The sequence below is a fragment of the Coprobacter fastidiosus genome (genome assembly GCF_030296935.1).
GTDB classification, from domain to species: Bacteria; Bacteroidota; Bacteroidia; order Bacteroidales; family Coprobacteraceae; genus Coprobacter; species Coprobacter fastidiosus.
In genome coordinates this window covers 618,475-634,884 of sequence record NZ_AP028032.1, presented here as the reverse complement: position 1 = coordinate 634,884, position 16,410 = coordinate 618,475, and the positions used below count along the sequence as shown (strand labels likewise).

Annotated in this window: 13 protein-coding genes; 7 read left to right on the top strand and 6 right to left on the bottom strand. The window is 36.2% G+C overall.

Annotated features, from left to right (window positions below):
• Window positions 1-29: 29 nt before the first annotated feature.
• Window positions 30-620, top strand: a complete 591-nt coding sequence (locus tag QUE35_RS02530; RefSeq protein ID WP_031258619.1) for a uracil-DNA glycosylase family protein — start codon at window positions 30-32, stop codon at window positions 618-620.
• Here the strand turns inward: QUE35_RS02530 and QUE35_RS02525 are convergent.
• The 5 genes from QUE35_RS02525 to omp85 form a co-directional block, all read right to left on the bottom strand.
• Window positions 612-1,253 carry an MBL fold metallo-hydrolase gene (locus QUE35_RS02525; protein ID WP_031258620.1) on the bottom strand — a complete coding sequence of 214 codons (642 nt, stop codon included), beginning with the start codon at window positions 1,251-1,253 and terminating at the stop codon, window positions 612-614. The two genes, QUE35_RS02530 and QUE35_RS02525, sit on opposite strands and share 9 nt — an antisense overlap.
• Window positions 1,254-1,267: 14 nt before the next feature.
• The gene (gene rsmG / locus QUE35_RS02520) at window positions 1,268-1,894 is read right to left on the bottom strand and encodes a 16S rRNA (guanine(527)-N(7))-methyltransferase RsmG (RefSeq protein WP_009317117.1); all 627 of its coding nucleotides are present in this window, start codon (window positions 1,892-1,894) and stop codon (window positions 1,268-1,270) included.
• A gap of 258 nt (window positions 1,895-2,152) precedes the next feature.
• The gene (locus tag QUE35_RS02515) at window positions 2,153-4,291 is read right to left on the bottom strand and encodes a S8 family serine peptidase (protein WP_081705675.1); all 2,139 of its coding nucleotides are present in this window, start codon (window positions 4,289-4,291) and stop codon (window positions 2,153-2,155) included.
• A 2-nt stretch (window positions 4,292-4,293) separates the two neighbouring features.
• The gene (locus QUE35_RS02510) at window positions 4,294-4,764 is read right to left on the bottom strand and encodes a hypothetical protein (RefSeq protein ID WP_022601253.1); all 471 of its coding nucleotides are present in this window, start codon (window positions 4,762-4,764) and stop codon (window positions 4,294-4,296) included.
• A 183-nt stretch (window positions 4,765-4,947) separates the two neighbouring features.
• Window positions 4,948-6,249, bottom strand: a complete 1,302-nt coding sequence (omp85, locus tag QUE35_RS02505) for an Omp85 family outer membrane protein (RefSeq protein WP_169721129.1) — start codon at window positions 6,247-6,249, stop codon at window positions 4,948-4,950.
• A gap of 308 nt (window positions 6,250-6,557) precedes the next feature.
• On the opposite strand from omp85, the gene QUE35_RS02500 reads away from it, so the two are divergent.
• The 6 genes from QUE35_RS02500 (at window position 6,558) to QUE35_RS02475 (ending at window position 15,199) form a co-directional block, all read left to right on the top strand.
• Window positions 6,558-7,907: an ammonium transporter gene (locus tag QUE35_RS02500; protein WP_044261686.1), complete on the top strand. Its 1,350-nt coding sequence runs from the start codon at window positions 6,558-6,560 to the stop codon at window positions 7,905-7,907.
• Between the two features lie 290 nt (window positions 7,908-8,197).
• Window positions 8,198-8,713: a GNAT family N-acetyltransferase gene (locus QUE35_RS02495; protein WP_022601257.1), complete on the top strand. Its 516-nt coding sequence runs from the start codon at window positions 8,198-8,200 to the stop codon at window positions 8,711-8,713.
• A 21-nt stretch (window positions 8,714-8,734) separates the two neighbouring features.
• Entirely contained in the window at window positions 8,735-9,946 is a 1,212-nt protein-coding gene (locus tag QUE35_RS02490; RefSeq protein WP_286263075.1) for an L-serine ammonia-lyase, read from the top strand.
• A 54-nt stretch (window positions 9,947-10,000) separates the two neighbouring features.
• Entirely contained in the window at window positions 10,001-11,674 is a 1,674-nt protein-coding gene (locus QUE35_RS02485; RefSeq protein WP_022601259.1) for a M23 family metallopeptidase, read from the top strand.
• Between the two features lie 18 nt (window positions 11,675-11,692).
• The gene (locus tag QUE35_RS02480; protein WP_022601260.1) at window positions 11,693-13,330 is read left to right on the top strand and encodes a C69 family dipeptidase; all 1,638 of its coding nucleotides are present in this window, start codon (window positions 11,693-11,695) and stop codon (window positions 13,328-13,330) included.
• A gap of 120 nt (window positions 13,331-13,450) precedes the next feature.
• A complete protein-coding gene (locus QUE35_RS02475) occupies window positions 13,451-15,199 on the top strand; it encodes a phospho-sugar mutase (RefSeq protein ID WP_022601262.1) in 1,749 nt (582 codons plus the stop codon).
• A gap of 64 nt (window positions 15,200-15,263) precedes the next feature.
• Here QUE35_RS02475 and QUE35_RS02470 read toward each other — a convergent pair whose 3' ends face one another.
• The gene (locus QUE35_RS02470) at window positions 15,264-16,142 is read right to left on the bottom strand and encodes a helix-turn-helix domain-containing protein (RefSeq protein ID WP_022391150.1); all 879 of its coding nucleotides are present in this window, start codon (window positions 16,140-16,142) and stop codon (window positions 15,264-15,266) included.
• Window positions 16,143-16,410: the final 268 nt, after the last annotated feature.

Here is a 16,410-nt window from a genome sequence, read left to right as displayed (position 1 = left end):
GCGATTATAAATATAAAAATGCAAGTTGTATGAATGACACGAATATAATACCGATAGAAAATCATCCGTTAAAACCATTTATTCCACAAAATACTCGGATGCTGATGTTGGGGAGTTTTCCTCCGAAAAAGATATGTTGGAGCATGAATTTTTATTATCCGAATCTTCAAAATGATATGTGGCGTATTTTCGGACTCGTTTTTTTCGGAGATAAGGATCATTTTTTAGATGATACAAAACTATTCGATAAGAACCGCATTACCGTTTTTTTGGAAGAGAAAGGCATTGCTTTAAGTGATACTGCTCGATCTGTAAAGAGGTTAAAAGATAATGCCTCTGATAAATTTTTGGAAGTTGTAGAAGCTGCCGATATTAATACTTTATTAGAGCAAATGCCAATGTGCAAAGCTGTTGTCACTACAGGACAAAAGGCTACCGAGATATTGAGTGATCTTGTTTCGTCTGCAATTCCTCCTGTCGGAAGCTTTGTTGAATTTGAATATCAAAGTAGAAAAATGCGTTTTTACAGAATGCCTTCTTCTTCCCGGGCCTATCCTAAACCTTTGTCAGAAAAGGCTGCGGTATATGCCCGGATGTTCGAAGAATTAGGTTTATTGTAAATATGGATTTTGTTTCTTTTCAAAGCCTATTGTTGTGCTAGGACCGTGTCCGGAATAAATAACCGTATCTTCCGGTAGTATAAATAGTTTTTCTCGAATACCGGTAATTAATTGATTATAGTTTCCTCCCGGTAAATCCGTCCGGCCGATACTGCCTCTGAAAAGTACGTCTCCGCCAAACGCTATTTTTTCTTCTTTGCAATAATATATGATACTTCCGGGAGAATGTCCCGGTACGTGTATAGCTCGTAAAGAATATTTCCCGATTTTGAAAATATCGTTTTCATGGACATTATGATCAATGGGAATGGGAGGGTCTTGTAATTGTATGCCGAACATAGAAGCTTGTTCTTTCATGTTATCTAATAGAAAAGCATCATCGGGATGGGCTGTTAATCCGACATTGAAAGTATTATACACATGTCTGTCTCCGAAATTATGATCGAGATGCAAATGTGTTGCCAAAAGATATTTGACTTTCAAATTATTGTCTATAATGTAACCCGATAGAATATCTTGTTCGTCTGCATAATAACACCCTGCGTCTATGATTGCGCATTCACCGGTTTCACTATCCGATATGACATACGTATTTTCTGAAAACGGATTGAAATGGAACTCCTTAATTACCAGCATATATATATTATTTATTTGTGGACAGGTACGTAAACGACCTTTTTGGTATCGAAATACTCTTCTTTGAAATATTCTTTCAAATTGTACACGATCGAAATCTTTTTAAATGGTGCTACTTCGTTTTGAAGTTCTCCTCCTTTTAAGCAAATCAGACCGTTAGGCATTGCATTTTGTTGCTTTTTTCGGATATTTTTGCGAATAAGTTTCATTAGATCATTTAATGGCATGACAGCGCGACTTACGACAAAGTCGAACTCGCTTTTTTCTTCTTCTACTCCACAATGTCTGCATGTCACGTTTTGCAGTCCGATGGATTGTGCTATTTCTGAAGCGACTTTAACCTTTTTTCCGATACGATCTAATAAATGAAATTTGCATTCGGGAAATAAAATAGCCAGAGGTATTCCGGGAAATCCTCCTCCAGTACCTACATCCATTATTGCACTTTCGGGAGTAAATTGTATAATTTTTGCTATTCCTAAAGAATGCAATATATGGTGGGTATATAGATTGTCTATATCTTTACGGGAAATAACGTTGATTTTACTATTCCAGTCTTTATATAGTTCGTCTAAGGTTGCGAATTGGGATTTTTGATTTTCGTTTAGATTCGGAAAATATTTTTCAATAATTTGCATCGGATATTTAGCGTAAATAATAGGTTATTAATAAGATTACTTATTTGGGTATATTGTCTCTCTTACAAAAATAGTGTAAAATGTGAATATCCCAATGATTTATTATTAAATTGTTTATAAAAACGAAGTATCTGTCAAATTAAACTGAAGTACTTTATAAAAGAGGGTGCACTTCACAATTGAGTGCACCCTCTTTTATAAATAATAATTTTATAGTCTTTCTGGATATATAATTTTATCTTTTGACAGGCTCTAATATTATCGGATTATCCTTTGGCTTTTTTGTATGTTATTGCCTTTTATGTGGATAATGTATATTCCCGGTACGAAACCTGATAAATTTAAAATTTCTTCTTGACCTATCGTTATGGAATTTAACCTTGTTGATTTCAGTAATTGCCCGTTTGTATTATATACGGATATGGTTGTTTGGTTATCGGTTTTCCCGAATAATAGATGACATATTCCATTTCCCGGAGTGTAGATTGTCACGTCTGGAATGTTGTTTTTTTCTTCGTATATTCCCGCTGTCATTTTTATACATTCTTTTATGCCATTCCATGCATCTATTTTCCCGAAACCCCAAGTATTATCTCCATTTTCGGAAATAGTTCCTGTATAGTTATCTTGTCGTGCTGTTTTTTTGAAAATGTTTCTGACATCATTCGGGCTAAGAGTCGGGTTTGCCTGAAGCCATGTTGCTAATACTCCTGTAATGAAAGGAGTTGCCATAGAAGTTCCGGACATATATCCGTAATAATATTTTTTCCCGTTTACGGTGGTATTATCACAGATACCGCTATCATAAAATTGTGCACTGGAATATGATGAGATAATTTGATTTCCGGGTGCTGTAATATCCGGTTTTACACGTCCGTCAGCTGTCGGACCTAAACTTGAAAATTCTGCAATCATACCTTCTTCTCGAGCATAACTTCCGGTACGAGTTGCATAAGCTCCTACACTGATTACATTTTTCCCTGTTCCTCCGATTTCACCGACGGTATATTTTGAATTACCATCTGTCCATCCTGATAAACCGTTACCGGTAAGTTGACTATAATAATCATCAGCCCAGATATGTACAGTTCCGCTTGTTGCAGTAATTGTTATTCCTATTGCGTAACCAGAATTCATGCTATTTACCTCAGATACTATAAAAGCGTTCGGTTTGTTGTTATTAGCATTTACTTCATAGTAAATTTCAACATATCCGCTAATCCCGTTTTTTAATGAAATAGTTTTAGAACCATTTCCTGAAATATTGACCGTTTCTGAGTATTCAGACTTGTTTTTTGAGATATTATATCGATCGATAGTAATCTGAAATGTTTCTCCGGGTTCACCCCAGATATCAAGCATCGAATAGCGGTCAGAATTATCCAAGAAATCGATAAATGTTTTTAATGTATTATCAGAAGATGTAAATGTTTTGCTGAGATGCATAGGATCACAACCTTCGTTGCCTGCTGCTCCGGCAAATAGTTTTCCCGGACCTTGCAGATTATCTGCAACTTGGTCAAAAGTGGAAGTTCCGTCGTGGGGGCCGATATGAGAACCCAAACTCATATTAATAACACAAGGTTTTCCCACCGATTCGGCATAATCATATATATATTTCATTGCATCCGAGAGGCTTACCTGATCAGTAGTATTGTCATTCAGATCATAGCTGACCAAAACTATATCTGCTTCTCCGGCTACTCCGTAATAAGATTTTGTGTGGTCTGCTCCTGCGGCTATACCGGTTACATGAGTAGCATGAGTTTCGTCTGTTACATCATATTTTGCTGCAAGAATTTCATCAGTAGTTTTATATTCTGTTCCGTAGGTAAAACCGCTTGGAGCTTTACCGTTTTTATTTTGATTCCACACTCGTTTTACCCGTAGTTGAGTTCCGTCTGTATTGTAAAAATTGATGTGTCCGTATTCAAAACCATTATCGACAATTCCTATAACAACATCTTTTCCTAAAAATGGTGTCGTTAAATCTTTCCCGCTTTGAACGTTATCTACTAGAGTCTCGGTTCTGGCTTTATTCATTTTTTGATATATCGGTGTACTGATTTGTACATATTTGATGTTATTTAGGGAGGATATGGTTTCAATTTTGCTTACAGGAATTTGCGCTGTGATTAAAGAATCTATGCAAGTATTGACTCTTACTCCATAACTTTCTAAAAAATAGGGATCTGTTTGAGCCTTTAAATAAATATAAGCTTTAACATAATCGATTTCGTCAATTTTCTTTACTTTAAATTTAGAAGAAAATGTTTTGTCCGTTTTTATCTGTTCCTTTTCATTTATAAAATGCCGTGTATATGGCGACAATTTTGATTGAGCCATAATGAGTGTGGCAAAGTAGAATAATAATAGAGAGATAATGGTTTTCTTCATAATCAATATTTTTTAGGCAATCTTAAATTAATAGACTTACTTAGTTCTATGGCAGAAATGTCAGGTAGGGTTATTAATTCCGGTAATTGTGAAATCAAGCATGAGAAACTTTTCAGTGTGTCGGTATACGAGACGATCGATATTCCTTGGCTTTCAGCTTTATTTTTATCGAAATCCGGTCGGGTATGTAGATACCCTTTAATATAATATTTTCCATCAAAATATTTCAAATTGTATTTTTCTCGCAGTTGTTCTGACGGAGTGTAATCTTTAGATGATAAATAGCCATTGGCTTCTTTTAGTAAATCGTCCCATAACATTCTGAAATTGTTTGAGAACCGAATTGTATCGGGTAAAACAGATATTTTCATGTACTCGATTTTGTTATTTTTTCCTCCGGGAGCAATTGGGGTATGCCGGAACGAACATGAAATGCTGTATAATAGAATCGATATTAAAATAATCTTTTTCATAAAATCAGCTATTGATTAAAAATGCGATTAAATCATTTTTTTTGTAAAAAAGATTTTATAGAATTTGTTGTTTAAAAACAATATGATACAAATATATGTTATTTAAAATTATCAGCTTGTTGCGAAGCCATTAAATATATCTAAATTCGGATATATTTTTTGTAGGGAATAAGAGATGAAATTCTAAAATAAATAGTTGATTCCGAGGTCTATGCCGTTTGTTCCGTCTTCACGGGAAAAAGCTGCTCCCCATTCTGCCGAAAGAACAAAATTATGGTTCATGACTAGTTTCAGCCCTATTCCTGCGCTTGTGTGGAGACATTCGTTTTTACCGCTGTAAATAATAGGGTCATTGCTTTCTTTTTGCAGTTTCAACCGGTATGGCTGCAGTACAGCCCCTGCGTCGAAAAAAGGGTTCATTCCGATATACCAGTTTTGTTTCAATAGTCTTATCACCCGTGAACGTAATCTTAACTCTATGTTGGTCCAACCGATACCGTTTCCCGTAATTCGGTTACGTAGTACCCCTCTTATATTATTTGTTCCTCCTAATCCTTCAGAATAAGTTTGTCTTATATAGTAAGTATTTATATCTGATAAAAAATAGAACGGAACTCTCCCGACAGGAGTAAGTTGCAATCCGATTCGTCCTGCCAAAGTCAAGTGTTCTTTCCAAAGCGATTGATAATAGCAGACGTTCAAGGTTGTTCTTATAAAGGAGTATCCGTTTTTACTTGTCCAGTCTGGAGAAAAAGCGAAGATAGCTTTTCCATATATACCTTGCGTCGGATCTGCTTCTCTATCACGGGTATCATAAACTATTCCTGCTTTCCATTGCAGAACATTTCCGCCTTTTGCCTCATTCTGATTTATCAGTCCTGCTTTTATATAGCGATTGTAAAGGTTATCTGCTCCGATATATTTTTTCAAGGAAACAGGTTGAATCATCATTTTTTGCCAACTGATGCCTGCCATCCAATTAAGTTGTCCTACAATTTTCCCTTGTAGGCCGAAAATCATACGAATTTGTTTTCGATCTATTTTATAGAAAGAATCGTTGTGTGTATCTGAGTAAGGTGCGCTACGACCGTTATATCCGTAAAAATCACACATATTGTCCGGTAAGTATGCAACATCAAATGAGAATCTGTGGTTTTTCCATAATTGGGGAGAATCATAGAAAAACCAGTAAACTCCAGATCCTTTTGTAAATCGGGCTGCTTCGATACAAAATTTATGTGTATAGTCCGGGTAATTTTCCCCATTTCCAAAATCATATAATTCGCAATATATACCGTATTGAAATCCGAGATCGCTATTGTAGGCAATCTCCGGAAACGGTGTCACATTCCATCCTTTCTTATTTTGAGAATTTATCAATGAATCTTGTGAAATAGCATAAGAAATTTTCGGATATAAAATCGTCACTAACCCGAAAAGAGATATGATAATTAATTTAAAGATACATACGGACGATTCATTCATGCCGCGAAAATACAAATATTTTTTTTCGATCGAATGTCTTTTTTTGAATAAATGAGAAAACATGACATGAAACTGACCGTTACTATTAAAAAGTCGTATTCTTTTTGAAATCAAATTCGTTATAAGTATTATTTTGAAATATATTCGGGTTAATTCGTTAAAAAAATACTGTTTATACGTGTTTTTAATATCAATATGTAGTAATATGTAGTAATATTAAATCATTTTGTTTGTATTTATTAAATATTTGTGTCTAAATGAAATATTTTTGCATAAAAATCTTTCATAATATTTAAAACGAAATGGATATGCAAAAACGTTGGATTATTTTATTTGTAGCTTTATTAAGCATTAGTTTTTTAGGATTATTTTATTCGGGTCATGAAGGGGTGTTTACAGATATAGATTCTAATTTGAATTTTGCTGATATCGCATGGATGATTACTGCAACTATTTTTGTTTTGATGATGACACCGGGGCTCTCTTTCTTTTATGGAGGAATGGTACGGTCTAAGAATGTCATATCTACGATGTTGCAGAGTTTTATTGCTATGGGAGTGATTAGTGTTATCTGGATAGTCGTGGGCTTTAGTTTAGCTTTTGGCGAAGATGTCGGGCACTTTATAGGAAATCCGGGAACATTTTTTATGTTTGTGAATGTTGGTGGAGCTACAGATAAGTTATTGGCGCCGACGATACCGTTAGCATTATATGCTTTGTTTCAAATGAAGTTTGCCATTATTACTCCGTCATTGATAACCGGCTCATTTGCCGAACGTGTCCGTTTTTCTGGCTATCTGGTATTTATGATCTTGTTCTGTATATTCGTGTATTGTCCTTTGGCTCATTGGACTTGGCATCCCGATGGTTTTCTTCGTCAAATGGGGGTTCTTGATTTTGCCGGTGGAATTGTTGTTCATGCCTCTTCTGGAGTTGCAGCTTTGGCCGGAGCTATATTTTTGGGAAGAAGAAAAGAATCGGGACAACCGGCCAATATTCCGTTTGTATTATTGGGTGCGGCTATGCTTTGGTTAGGATGGTTCGGGTTTAATGCCGGATCTTCTTTGGCTGCCAATTCTATAGCTGTAAAAGCTTTTTTAAATACAAATACGGCATCGGCTACCGCAATGATGACCTGGGTAGTATTTGATTGTTTGAGAGGACGTAAGCCTTCTGCAATGGGAGCTGCTATCGGTGCAGTCGTAGGATTGGTCGCCATAACACCTTCGGCTGGGTATGTGACTGTCGGGGAAAGTATATTTATTGCTTTAGTCGTAACGGTTATATGCAATATGGCTGTTTCTTGGAAAAATAAGAAAAATTCTTTTGATGATGCTTTGGATGTATTTCCTACACATGGTGTAGGAGGAATTGTCGGAACTATTATGACCGGAATCTTTGTATATAATGCGACTGAAAATATTACTTATTGGCAAAATCTTTTAAATCATATAATAGCAGTAGTGATAGTTTGCGGATATACATTTATTGTAACATATGCTTTATATTGGATTACGGATAAAATGATCCCTATGCGTGTATCTGAAAAAAGCGAAAAGATCGGATTGGATATGAGTCAACACGATGAGCGATACGGGATTGAAACAAATAGAGAGTTGGCTGAATATTTTGATCATGGTGTAGATACAAAGTCTTGATTGTTCATTAGAAGATTTAGACAGACTTTTAGTAGTTTTGGTTTAAAAAGCGGTTATTTATCAAGAAAACCGCTTTTTTGTTTTTTAGTGACACTTTTGGATAAGAATAGGATGAAAGATAAAATATAAAATTATCGATAATTATTTATGATAGGTCAGGTAACTATTTATAGTTTAATTACTATATCTTTGTTGAGGTAATTTATAATTTGTACCAGATATTAATTGAGTGTAAAATGGCTTTAATAATCATAGCCGGAATAGACAAATAATTCTAATGATTTGAAAATATGATAGTGAAAAAAGAGAATTACATTTTGCGGCCGTGGCGGGAGTCAGACTGTAATTCTTTGGCATATTATGCTAATAATACCAGTATATGGAATAATCTTCGTGATTCATTTCCTCACCCATACACCTCGGACGATGCAGATGCTTTTATCAAGATGGCTTCGGTTGAGCCTTATTCTCAATTTGCAATTGAGGTTTCCGGTCGGGCAGTAGGGGGTATCGGGTTTGTTCGGCAAAATGATATCGAACGACTTAATGCAGAGGTCGGATACTGGATTGGAGAACCTTTTCAAGGGTTGGGTATTGTATCAGATGCTTTATCTGAATTGATAAGTTATATATTTACCGAAACAGACTTGATTCGTTTATATGCGTTAACCTTTGACTTTAATGAAAAGTCGATGCGGGTATTGAGGCGAAATGGTTTTAAGCAGCTTGCTGTTATGCATCGTATGGGAATTAAAAACGGTAAGATTATAGATATGCATTATTATGAATTGTTGAAACCGTATTGAGTTATTGTTTATATGAAAACCATGAATTCGATTAAAGAGATATTCCGGATTGGGGCAGGGCCTTCGAGTAGCCAGACCATGGGGCCTCAAAGGGCTGCGAAAATTTTTTTAGAACGTAACCCCCGAAGTGCATCTTTCAAAGTTTCCCTATTCGGAAGTCTTGCTGCAACAGGCAAAGGCCATTTGACCGACAAGGCGATTTTAGAAGTTTTAGAACCTCATGCTCCTGTACAGATTGAATGGCTGCCGAAAATATTTCTTCCTTTTCATCCGAATGCCATGACTTTTTGTGCTATAAATTCGGAAAACGAAGTTTTGGACACTTGGACTGTATATAGTATCGGCGGAGGTGCATTATCAGAAGAAAATCGGCCGCCTATCGGAGAAATTTCTGATGTTTATGACATGTCTCATTTAAGTGATATTTTAAGATGGTGTGAGCATTCGGGAAGAAGTTATTGGGAATATGTTGAGGAAAGAGAAGGTGTGGATATATGGGAGTATTTATCTGAAGTATGGAAAAATATGAAAGAGTGTATACAGAGAGGATTAGACACGGAAGGTGTTTTGCCCGGGCCGTTAAATCTCCGACGGAAAGCCGCCGATTATTTTATTCAAGCTGGAGGATATAAAGAGGCTTTGAGAGATCGAGGATTGCTTTTTGCTTATGCTTTGGCTGTTAGTGAAGAAAACGCTTCGGGACATACGATCGTGACAGCACCGACTTGCGGAGCATGTGGGGTTTTGCCGGCTGTATTATATCATTTGCAGAAAAACCGAGGTTTTAGCGATATGCGTATTTTCCGGGCTTTAGCTACTGCCGGACTGATCGGAAATATCGTAAAGACAAATGCCTCTATTTCGGGTGCCGAAGTCGGGTGTCAGGGAGAAGTCGGGGTTGCTTGTGCGATGGCTTCGGGTGCTGCTACTCAGTTATTAGGAGGAAGTCCGGCTCAAATAGAATATGCGGCAGAGATGGGGTTGGAACATCATTTGGGGATGACCTGTGATCCGGTTTGCGGATTGGTACAAATTCCTTGTATCGAGAGGAACGCTTATGCTGCGGCGAGAGCTTTAGATTCTCATTTGTATGCATCTTTTTCCGATGGAATACATAGGGTCTCATTTGATAAAGTCGTAGAAGTAATGAAACAGACGGGACATGACCTCCCTTCGCTATATAAGGAGACCGGAGAAGGAGGTTTGGCCAAAGATTATACTCAGACCGATTAAAAAGTTGATGCACCATTATTTTTTGTACATTTGTTAGGTTTTAATTGCTGGGATATGTTGAGTTTGTTATTGATTTTATTGAATATATGCATGGGGATTTCCCCGAATTATAAGCCTGTATCTACTGATTTCAAAATCGATCCGCCTTTGCACCGAACTCTGTATTTAAGCGGAAACTTCGGAGAATTGAGGAATAATCATTTCCATTCGGGTTTAGATATAAAAGCTCAGTCTGGAACACCGGTGTATGCTGTCGAAGACGGTTTTGTTTCCCGGATAAGTGTTTCTCCATACGGATATGGTCTTGCAGTATATATCGATCATCCCCGAATAGGTGTAACCACTGTGTACGGACATTTAGATCGTTTTGCTCCATTTATAGATGATATAGTAAAGATGCGGCAATATGCCCAAGAAAGTTTTTCTGTCAATTTCTTTCTGAAAAAAGATGAAATTAAAGTCAGAAAGGGACAAGTAATCGCATATAGTGGAAATACCGGTAGTTCGGGAGGTCCGCATTTGCATTTTGAAATAAGAGAAACAGAATCGGAATATTTGTTAGATCCTATGCCTTTTCTCAAAACATATTTGAAAGATACTCGTCCGCCTCAAATTCGTTCAATCGCTGTTTATCCAATTGCAGGAATTGTAAATAACGGATATGTTCGCAAGGATTTTTCCGTTATTCGTCAGAAGAACGGAATTGTGACTCTTTCATCTCCGGTAACGGCATGGGGAAAAATCGTTCTTGGAGTGAAAGCCTATGATTATATGAACGAGACTTCCAATATTTACGGAGTTTATTCTATTCGACTATTTGTGGATGATAAAATAGTTTATTCTTCAGCTATTGAACGTTTCCCTTTTGATAAAAGCCGAGCTGTAAACTCATTTATCGATTATGAGGATTGGGTAAAACGTCGGTCTTTTATAATGCGTTCTTATGTGTCTGTGGGGAATTATCTGCCTGTTTATAAGGATGTTGTTGATCAAGGTGTGATTACGATCGATGAGGAACGTGTTTATAAAATCCGTTATGAACTGAGAGACCGACATGGTAATTTGACAATATGTACATTTTCAATAAACGGAAAAAAGAAAAATATTCTGATGGATAATCCCTCCGATAATGCTTGTGTATATAATCAGAATAATTTCATCGATAAACATGGAGTTTCACTATTTATTCCCAAAGGGGCTCTTTACGAAAATATTCAATTGAAGTGTTTCCAGAATAGCGATAATTCTTATGTTGTGGGGCAAGAATGCGTGCCTTTACATTTATATTGTAATTTAAAAATTAAAATACCCTCAGATACTCTTGATAATAAAAAACAATACTATTTAGCTCGAGTATTCGGGAATAAAGAGATTCCTTATACCGGTACATATATGAATGGGTATTTAGAAGTTAAAATAAGAGAATTAGGAACATTTGTTGTTAAATCAGATACCGTAAATCCAGTCATTACTCCTATATCTCCTGCCCAATGGGGAAATACAGGAAAGATTCGTATCAGAATAGGAGATAAGCATACTGGAGTCGAGTCTTACAGAGGTGAAATCGATGGCAAATTTGCACTTCTTGAGATGGATGGCAAGACTGCAATATTGAGCTGCAAGCTCGATCCGGTACGTGTAAAAAGGAATAAAAAGCACCATTTTAGACTTACGGTTACAGATCGTTGCGGAAACCGGGCGGTTTATGAGAATTCATTTTATTGGTAAATACCTAACACATATTTTATGAAAAAATTTATCTTATTATGCACATTTTGTTGGGGAATGCTTGTTCCCGGAGCACGAGCATGTACAAGTTTTTTGGCTGGTAGGAATGCCACAATAGATGGCTCTACATTTATAACATACGCGGCCGATTCCCATACATTGTATGGAGCTTTAAAATTTATTCCGGCAGCAAGACATCCTAAAAACAGCACTATGGAAATCAGAGAGTGGGATACGAATAAATTATTAGGACATATTCCTCAAGTCGAATATACATATAAAGTGGTCGGTAATATGAATGAACATCAATTGTCTATAACCGAATCTACATGGGGAGGGCGTCCTGAACTTGTAGATACTACGGGTATAATTGATTATGGCAGTTTGATGTATATTGCTTTGCAGCGAGCTAAGACAGCGAGAGAAGCGATTACGGTCATGACCGATCTGGTTAACGAATATGGCTATTATAGTTCAGGAGAATCTTTTTCTATTGCTGATCCTGAAGAAGTGTGGATTATGGAGATGATTGGAAAAGGACCTCAAAATCAGGGTGCTGTATGGGTTGCCGTACGCATTCCCGATGATTGCATTGCCGCACATGCCAATCAGTCTCGCATTCATAAGTTCCCGTTAGATGATAAAGAAAATTGTCTATATTCTCCTGATGTCATATCATTTGCTCGGGAACAAGGTTATTTCAATGGACTGAATAAAGATTTCAGTTTTGCCGACGCTTATGCTCCTGCAGATTTTGGAGCATTGAGAGGATGTGAAGCAAGAGTATGGAGTTTTTATAATCGGTTTAATAGTTCTATGGGTAAATATTTATCATATTTGAATGGTAAATCTAAAGAGTATTTGCCGCTTTATATAAAACCGGATAAGAAGTTATCGGTACAGGATATGAAAGATGCCATGCGTGATCATTTTGAAGGTACACCTTTTGACATGACCCAAGATGTAGGTGCAGGACCGTTTAAATGCCCTTATAGATTTCGGCCTATGACCTTTAAAGTGGATAGTGTAGAATATACTAATGAGCGAGCTGTGGCAACACAACAGACTGCTTTTACACTGGTCGCTCAGATGCGGTCGTGGTTGCCGAATGCAATCGGAGGAGTTCTATGGTTTGGGGTAGATGATACGAATACTTGTGTCTATGTGCCCTTATATGCTTGTTTAAATGAAGTTCCGGAGTGTTATAGTGAATTGAACGGGAGCATGTATGACTTATCTTGGACTTCTGCTTTTTGGATTCATAATTGGGTTGCCAATATGGCTTATTCTCGTTATGATCAGATGATAGAGGATATACGTCCCGTTCAGAAAGATATAGAAACGACATTTAATGTACAGCAGCCTGTAATAGAAAAGGTTGCTAATGATTTGTATCGTAACGATCCTGTAGCGGCAATTCGCTTTTTGAATGCTTATAGTGTAGCTCAGGCCCAACAAACGACTGTTCAGTGGAAAAAGTTAGGAGAGTTTTTATTGGTTAAATATTTAGATGGAAATAGGAAAAAAGAAAAAGGCGGGCATTTTTTAGAGAATGGGTACGGTTTGCCTGCTGATCCTGATTTTCCGGGATATTCTGAAGAGTATTATCGGGCAGTCGCTAAAGATGCTGGAGACCGGTTGAAAGTCGCTTTTTGAAAGATAAAAATTTAAACTGGCTTTAAAACTATTTTGCCTTATATCTCTGTATCGATAAAAACTTTTTTGTATATTTGTGTATTATAGATGTTGTGAAATTTTTCTAAAAAAGAGAATTGTATGGAAAATGAGACCTTATTGAAAGAAGTAACTGCAAAAGCACAGACTTGGCTGGGAGACGGTTATGATGAAGCCACTAAAGCCGAAGTGAGAAGGATGCTTGACAATGATGATAAGACAGAGCTGATAGAGTCGTTTTATAAAGATTTGGAATTCGGTACTGGTGGACTGCGTGGGATAATGGGAGCTGGAACAAACCGGATGAATATATATACGGTAGGTGCTGCGACACAGGGATTATCCAATTATTTAAAAAAAGAATTTGCCGATTTATCTGAAATAAAAGTCGTAATCGGACATGATTGTCGTAATAATAGTCGTTTGTTTGCAGAGATTTCTGCAGATATTTTTTCTGCCAACGGAATCAAGGTATACCTTTTTGAATCATTAAGACCTACTCCCGAGATGTCTTTTGCCATAAGAGCATTAGGATGCCAAAGCGGTATTATCCTGACAGCATCTCACAATCCCAAAGAATACAACGGATACAAGGCATACTGGAATGATGGCGCTCAAATGATCTCGCCGCACGATAAGAATACGATTGCTGAAGTAAATAAGATACGTTCTATTGCCGATATCAAGTTTAAAGGAAATCCCGCTTTGATCGAAATAATCGGAGAAGAGGTAGATAAGCTTTTCCTTGATAAAATTAAAACTTTGTCGTTGAGTCCTGATGCTATCGAACGGCATAAAGATATGAAAATTGTTTATACGCCTATACACGGTACAGGTGTAAAATTAGTTCCGGCATCATTGAAAAATTTTGGATTTACGAATATCATTCACGTTCCGGAACAAGATGTTGTCAGCGGGGATTTTCCGACAGTAGTTTCTCCAAATCCCGAAGAGCCGGCAGCTTTGGATATGGCTATACGTAAAGGTATCGAAGTGGATGCCGATATCGTTATGGCTTCAGATCCTGATGCCGATCGTATTGGTATAGCAGTAAAGAATGATAAAGGGGAATTTGTTCTTGTAAATGGAAATCAGATTGTTATGATTTTACTTAATTATTTGATGACCAAATATAAAGAGTTAGGCAGACTTACAGGAAACGAATATATCGTGAAAACTATCGTGACGACTGAGTTGATAAAAACAATTGCTGATCGTAATAATATCACTTGCTATGATTGTTATACCGGGTTTAAATGGATTGCATCTGTAATCCGTGAGTTGGAAGGAAAGAAGAAATATATCGGTGGAGGAGAGGAAAGCTACGGCTTTTTGGCTGAGGATTTTGCTCGGGATAAAGATGCTGTATCTGCAATTTCTTTGATGGCGGAGGTTGCAGCTTGGGCAAAAGATAATGGCAAGACTGTATATGAAATGTTACAAGATATTTATTTGACTTACGGTTTCTCTAAAGAAAAAGGTATTTCTGTAGTTCGTAAGGGAAAATCGGGGGCTGAAGAAATCGAAGCGATGATGAAGAATTTCAGGAATAATCCGATGACGGAGATTGCCGGTTCGAAAGTTATTCTTACAAAAGACTTTTCTCCTTTAGTTGCTAATGATTTGGTGGAGAATGAAAAGTATACTTTAGATATGCCGACTACATCGAATGTGTTACAGTATTTTACAGAAGATGGGACTAAAGTTTCTATACGTCCTTCAGGAACAGAGCCTAAAATAAAATTCTATATAGAAGTAAAAGGTGAATTGAAATCTCGTGAAGATTATGATAAAGTCAATGAATTAGCAAATCAGAAAATAGAAGCCGTAAAAGTTTCTCTTGGAATTTGATATAGGTAAAAAATGATAGTAAGGAGGATTATAGAAAAAACAAAATTTTCTATAATCCTTTTTATTATATCTTTCGATAAGCTTTGGGAGAAATACCAGTATGTTGTTTAAAATATTTCCCGAAAAAAGATTGATTGGCAAAATTTAGTTCTACTGAAATTTCCTGAATTGTCATGTTACTTGATTTAAGCAATGCTTTAGCGGCCAAAATAACTTGTTCATCGATCCACTCTCCAGCAGATTTTCCGCTTATCTCTTTAATTACACAAGAAAGGTATTTAGGAGTCAAATATAGTTTGTCGGCATAAAAGGTTACAGAGCGTTGTTGTTTATAATGCGTGGCGACTGTTTTTAAAAAAGATTCGAATACCTCCGTTTTTCTAGATTTTCGTATCGATTTCTCTGGAATTTTTTTCTTGGTAATATTGGCAATTTCATAAAATAAGGATTTCAATAATATGCGTATGATTTCTTTGCGATAAATATTCTCTGTTTCCTTTACCTTGTTTCGCAAAAAAGAATGATATTCTTTTAAACATTTTATTTCATTCGGGTTAAGTGTAGTTTTAGGGGATTCTTTTGCGTAAAAAAATACAGATAGCATATCTTCTGTGCTGGGAAGAATCTCGTTACTGAAATTTTTTGACACGACTATAAATAATCCCGAAACATCATCGCTTTTCTCGCATAACATGACGATCTGATTTGGCATAAGCAAGATCATATCGTTCGGGCATATATTATATTCATTCAGATTGATTGTTATTTTACAATTTCCTTTCAGGCAAAGTGCGAAAACTGTTGTTTCGATGATCGAAGGATAGTCAAACAGCGGAATATTATTGATGTTATCCAGTATGGCGAAGTCTGTATCTATCAGATCGATCGTGTTGTAGTTTTTTACGGATGATAAATCTATTTTAGGAACTGATATATGTTTCATAATATTTCATTTATGACATAAACGTATATATTTTTTTTAAATAATAGGCTGTTTATTCTTTATTAAATGACTTATAGAACAATTATAACGCGAAATAGAACTTTAGAGGGAAATATTGAACCGGATAAATGTGATAAAATAAAATTGGGAAAAGGGTCGGAAGTAACTTAATTGCTTCTTTTTTGAATAATAATAAAATAATTATGGGCAAAATATAAAGAAAATAATGTTTTTATTTGTATAAAATTTATATAGATAATGTCGTTGC

Bases quoted from the DNA above. Each gene is read 5' to 3' on its own strand.
- QUE35_RS02480 (WP_022601260.1), top strand. From the start codon at position 11,693: ATGAAAAAATTTATCTTATTATGCACATTTTGTTGGGGAATGCTTGTT.
- QUE35_RS02470 (WP_022391150.1), bottom strand. From the start codon at position 16,142: ATGAAACATATATCAGTTCCTAAAATAGATTTATCATCCGTAAAAAAC.
- QUE35_RS02515 (WP_081705675.1), bottom strand. From the start codon at position 4,291: ATGAAGAAAACCATTATCTCTCTATTATTATTCTACTTTGCCACACTC.
- QUE35_RS02495 (WP_022601257.1), top strand. From the start codon at position 8,198: ATGATAGTGAAAAAAGAGAATTACATTTTGCGGCCGTGGCGGGAGTCA.
- omp85 (WP_169721129.1), bottom strand. From the start codon at position 6,249: ATGAATGAATCGTCCGTATGTATCTTTAAATTAATTATCATATCTCTT.
- QUE35_RS02475 (WP_022601262.1), top strand. From the start codon at position 13,451: ATGGAAAATGAGACCTTATTGAAAGAAGTAACTGCAAAAGCACAGACT.
- QUE35_RS02485 (WP_022601259.1), top strand. From the start codon at position 10,001: ATGTTGAGTTTGTTATTGATTTTATTGAATATATGCATGGGGATTTCC.
- QUE35_RS02530 (WP_031258619.1), top strand. From the start codon at position 30: ATGAATGACACGAATATAATACCGATAGAAAATCATCCGTTAAAACCA.
- QUE35_RS02510 (WP_022601253.1), bottom strand. From the start codon at position 4,764: ATGAAAAAGATTATTTTAATATCGATTCTATTATACAGCATTTCATGT.
- QUE35_RS02490 (WP_286263075.1), top strand. From the start codon at position 8,735: ATGAATTCGATTAAAGAGATATTCCGGATTGGGGCAGGGCCTTCGAGT.
- QUE35_RS02500 (WP_044261686.1), top strand. From the start codon at position 6,558: ATGCAAAAACGTTGGATTATTTTATTTGTAGCTTTATTAAGCATTAGT.
- rsmG (WP_009317117.1), bottom strand. From the start codon at position 1,894: ATGCAAATTATTGAAAAATATTTTCCGAATCTAAACGAAAATCAAAAA.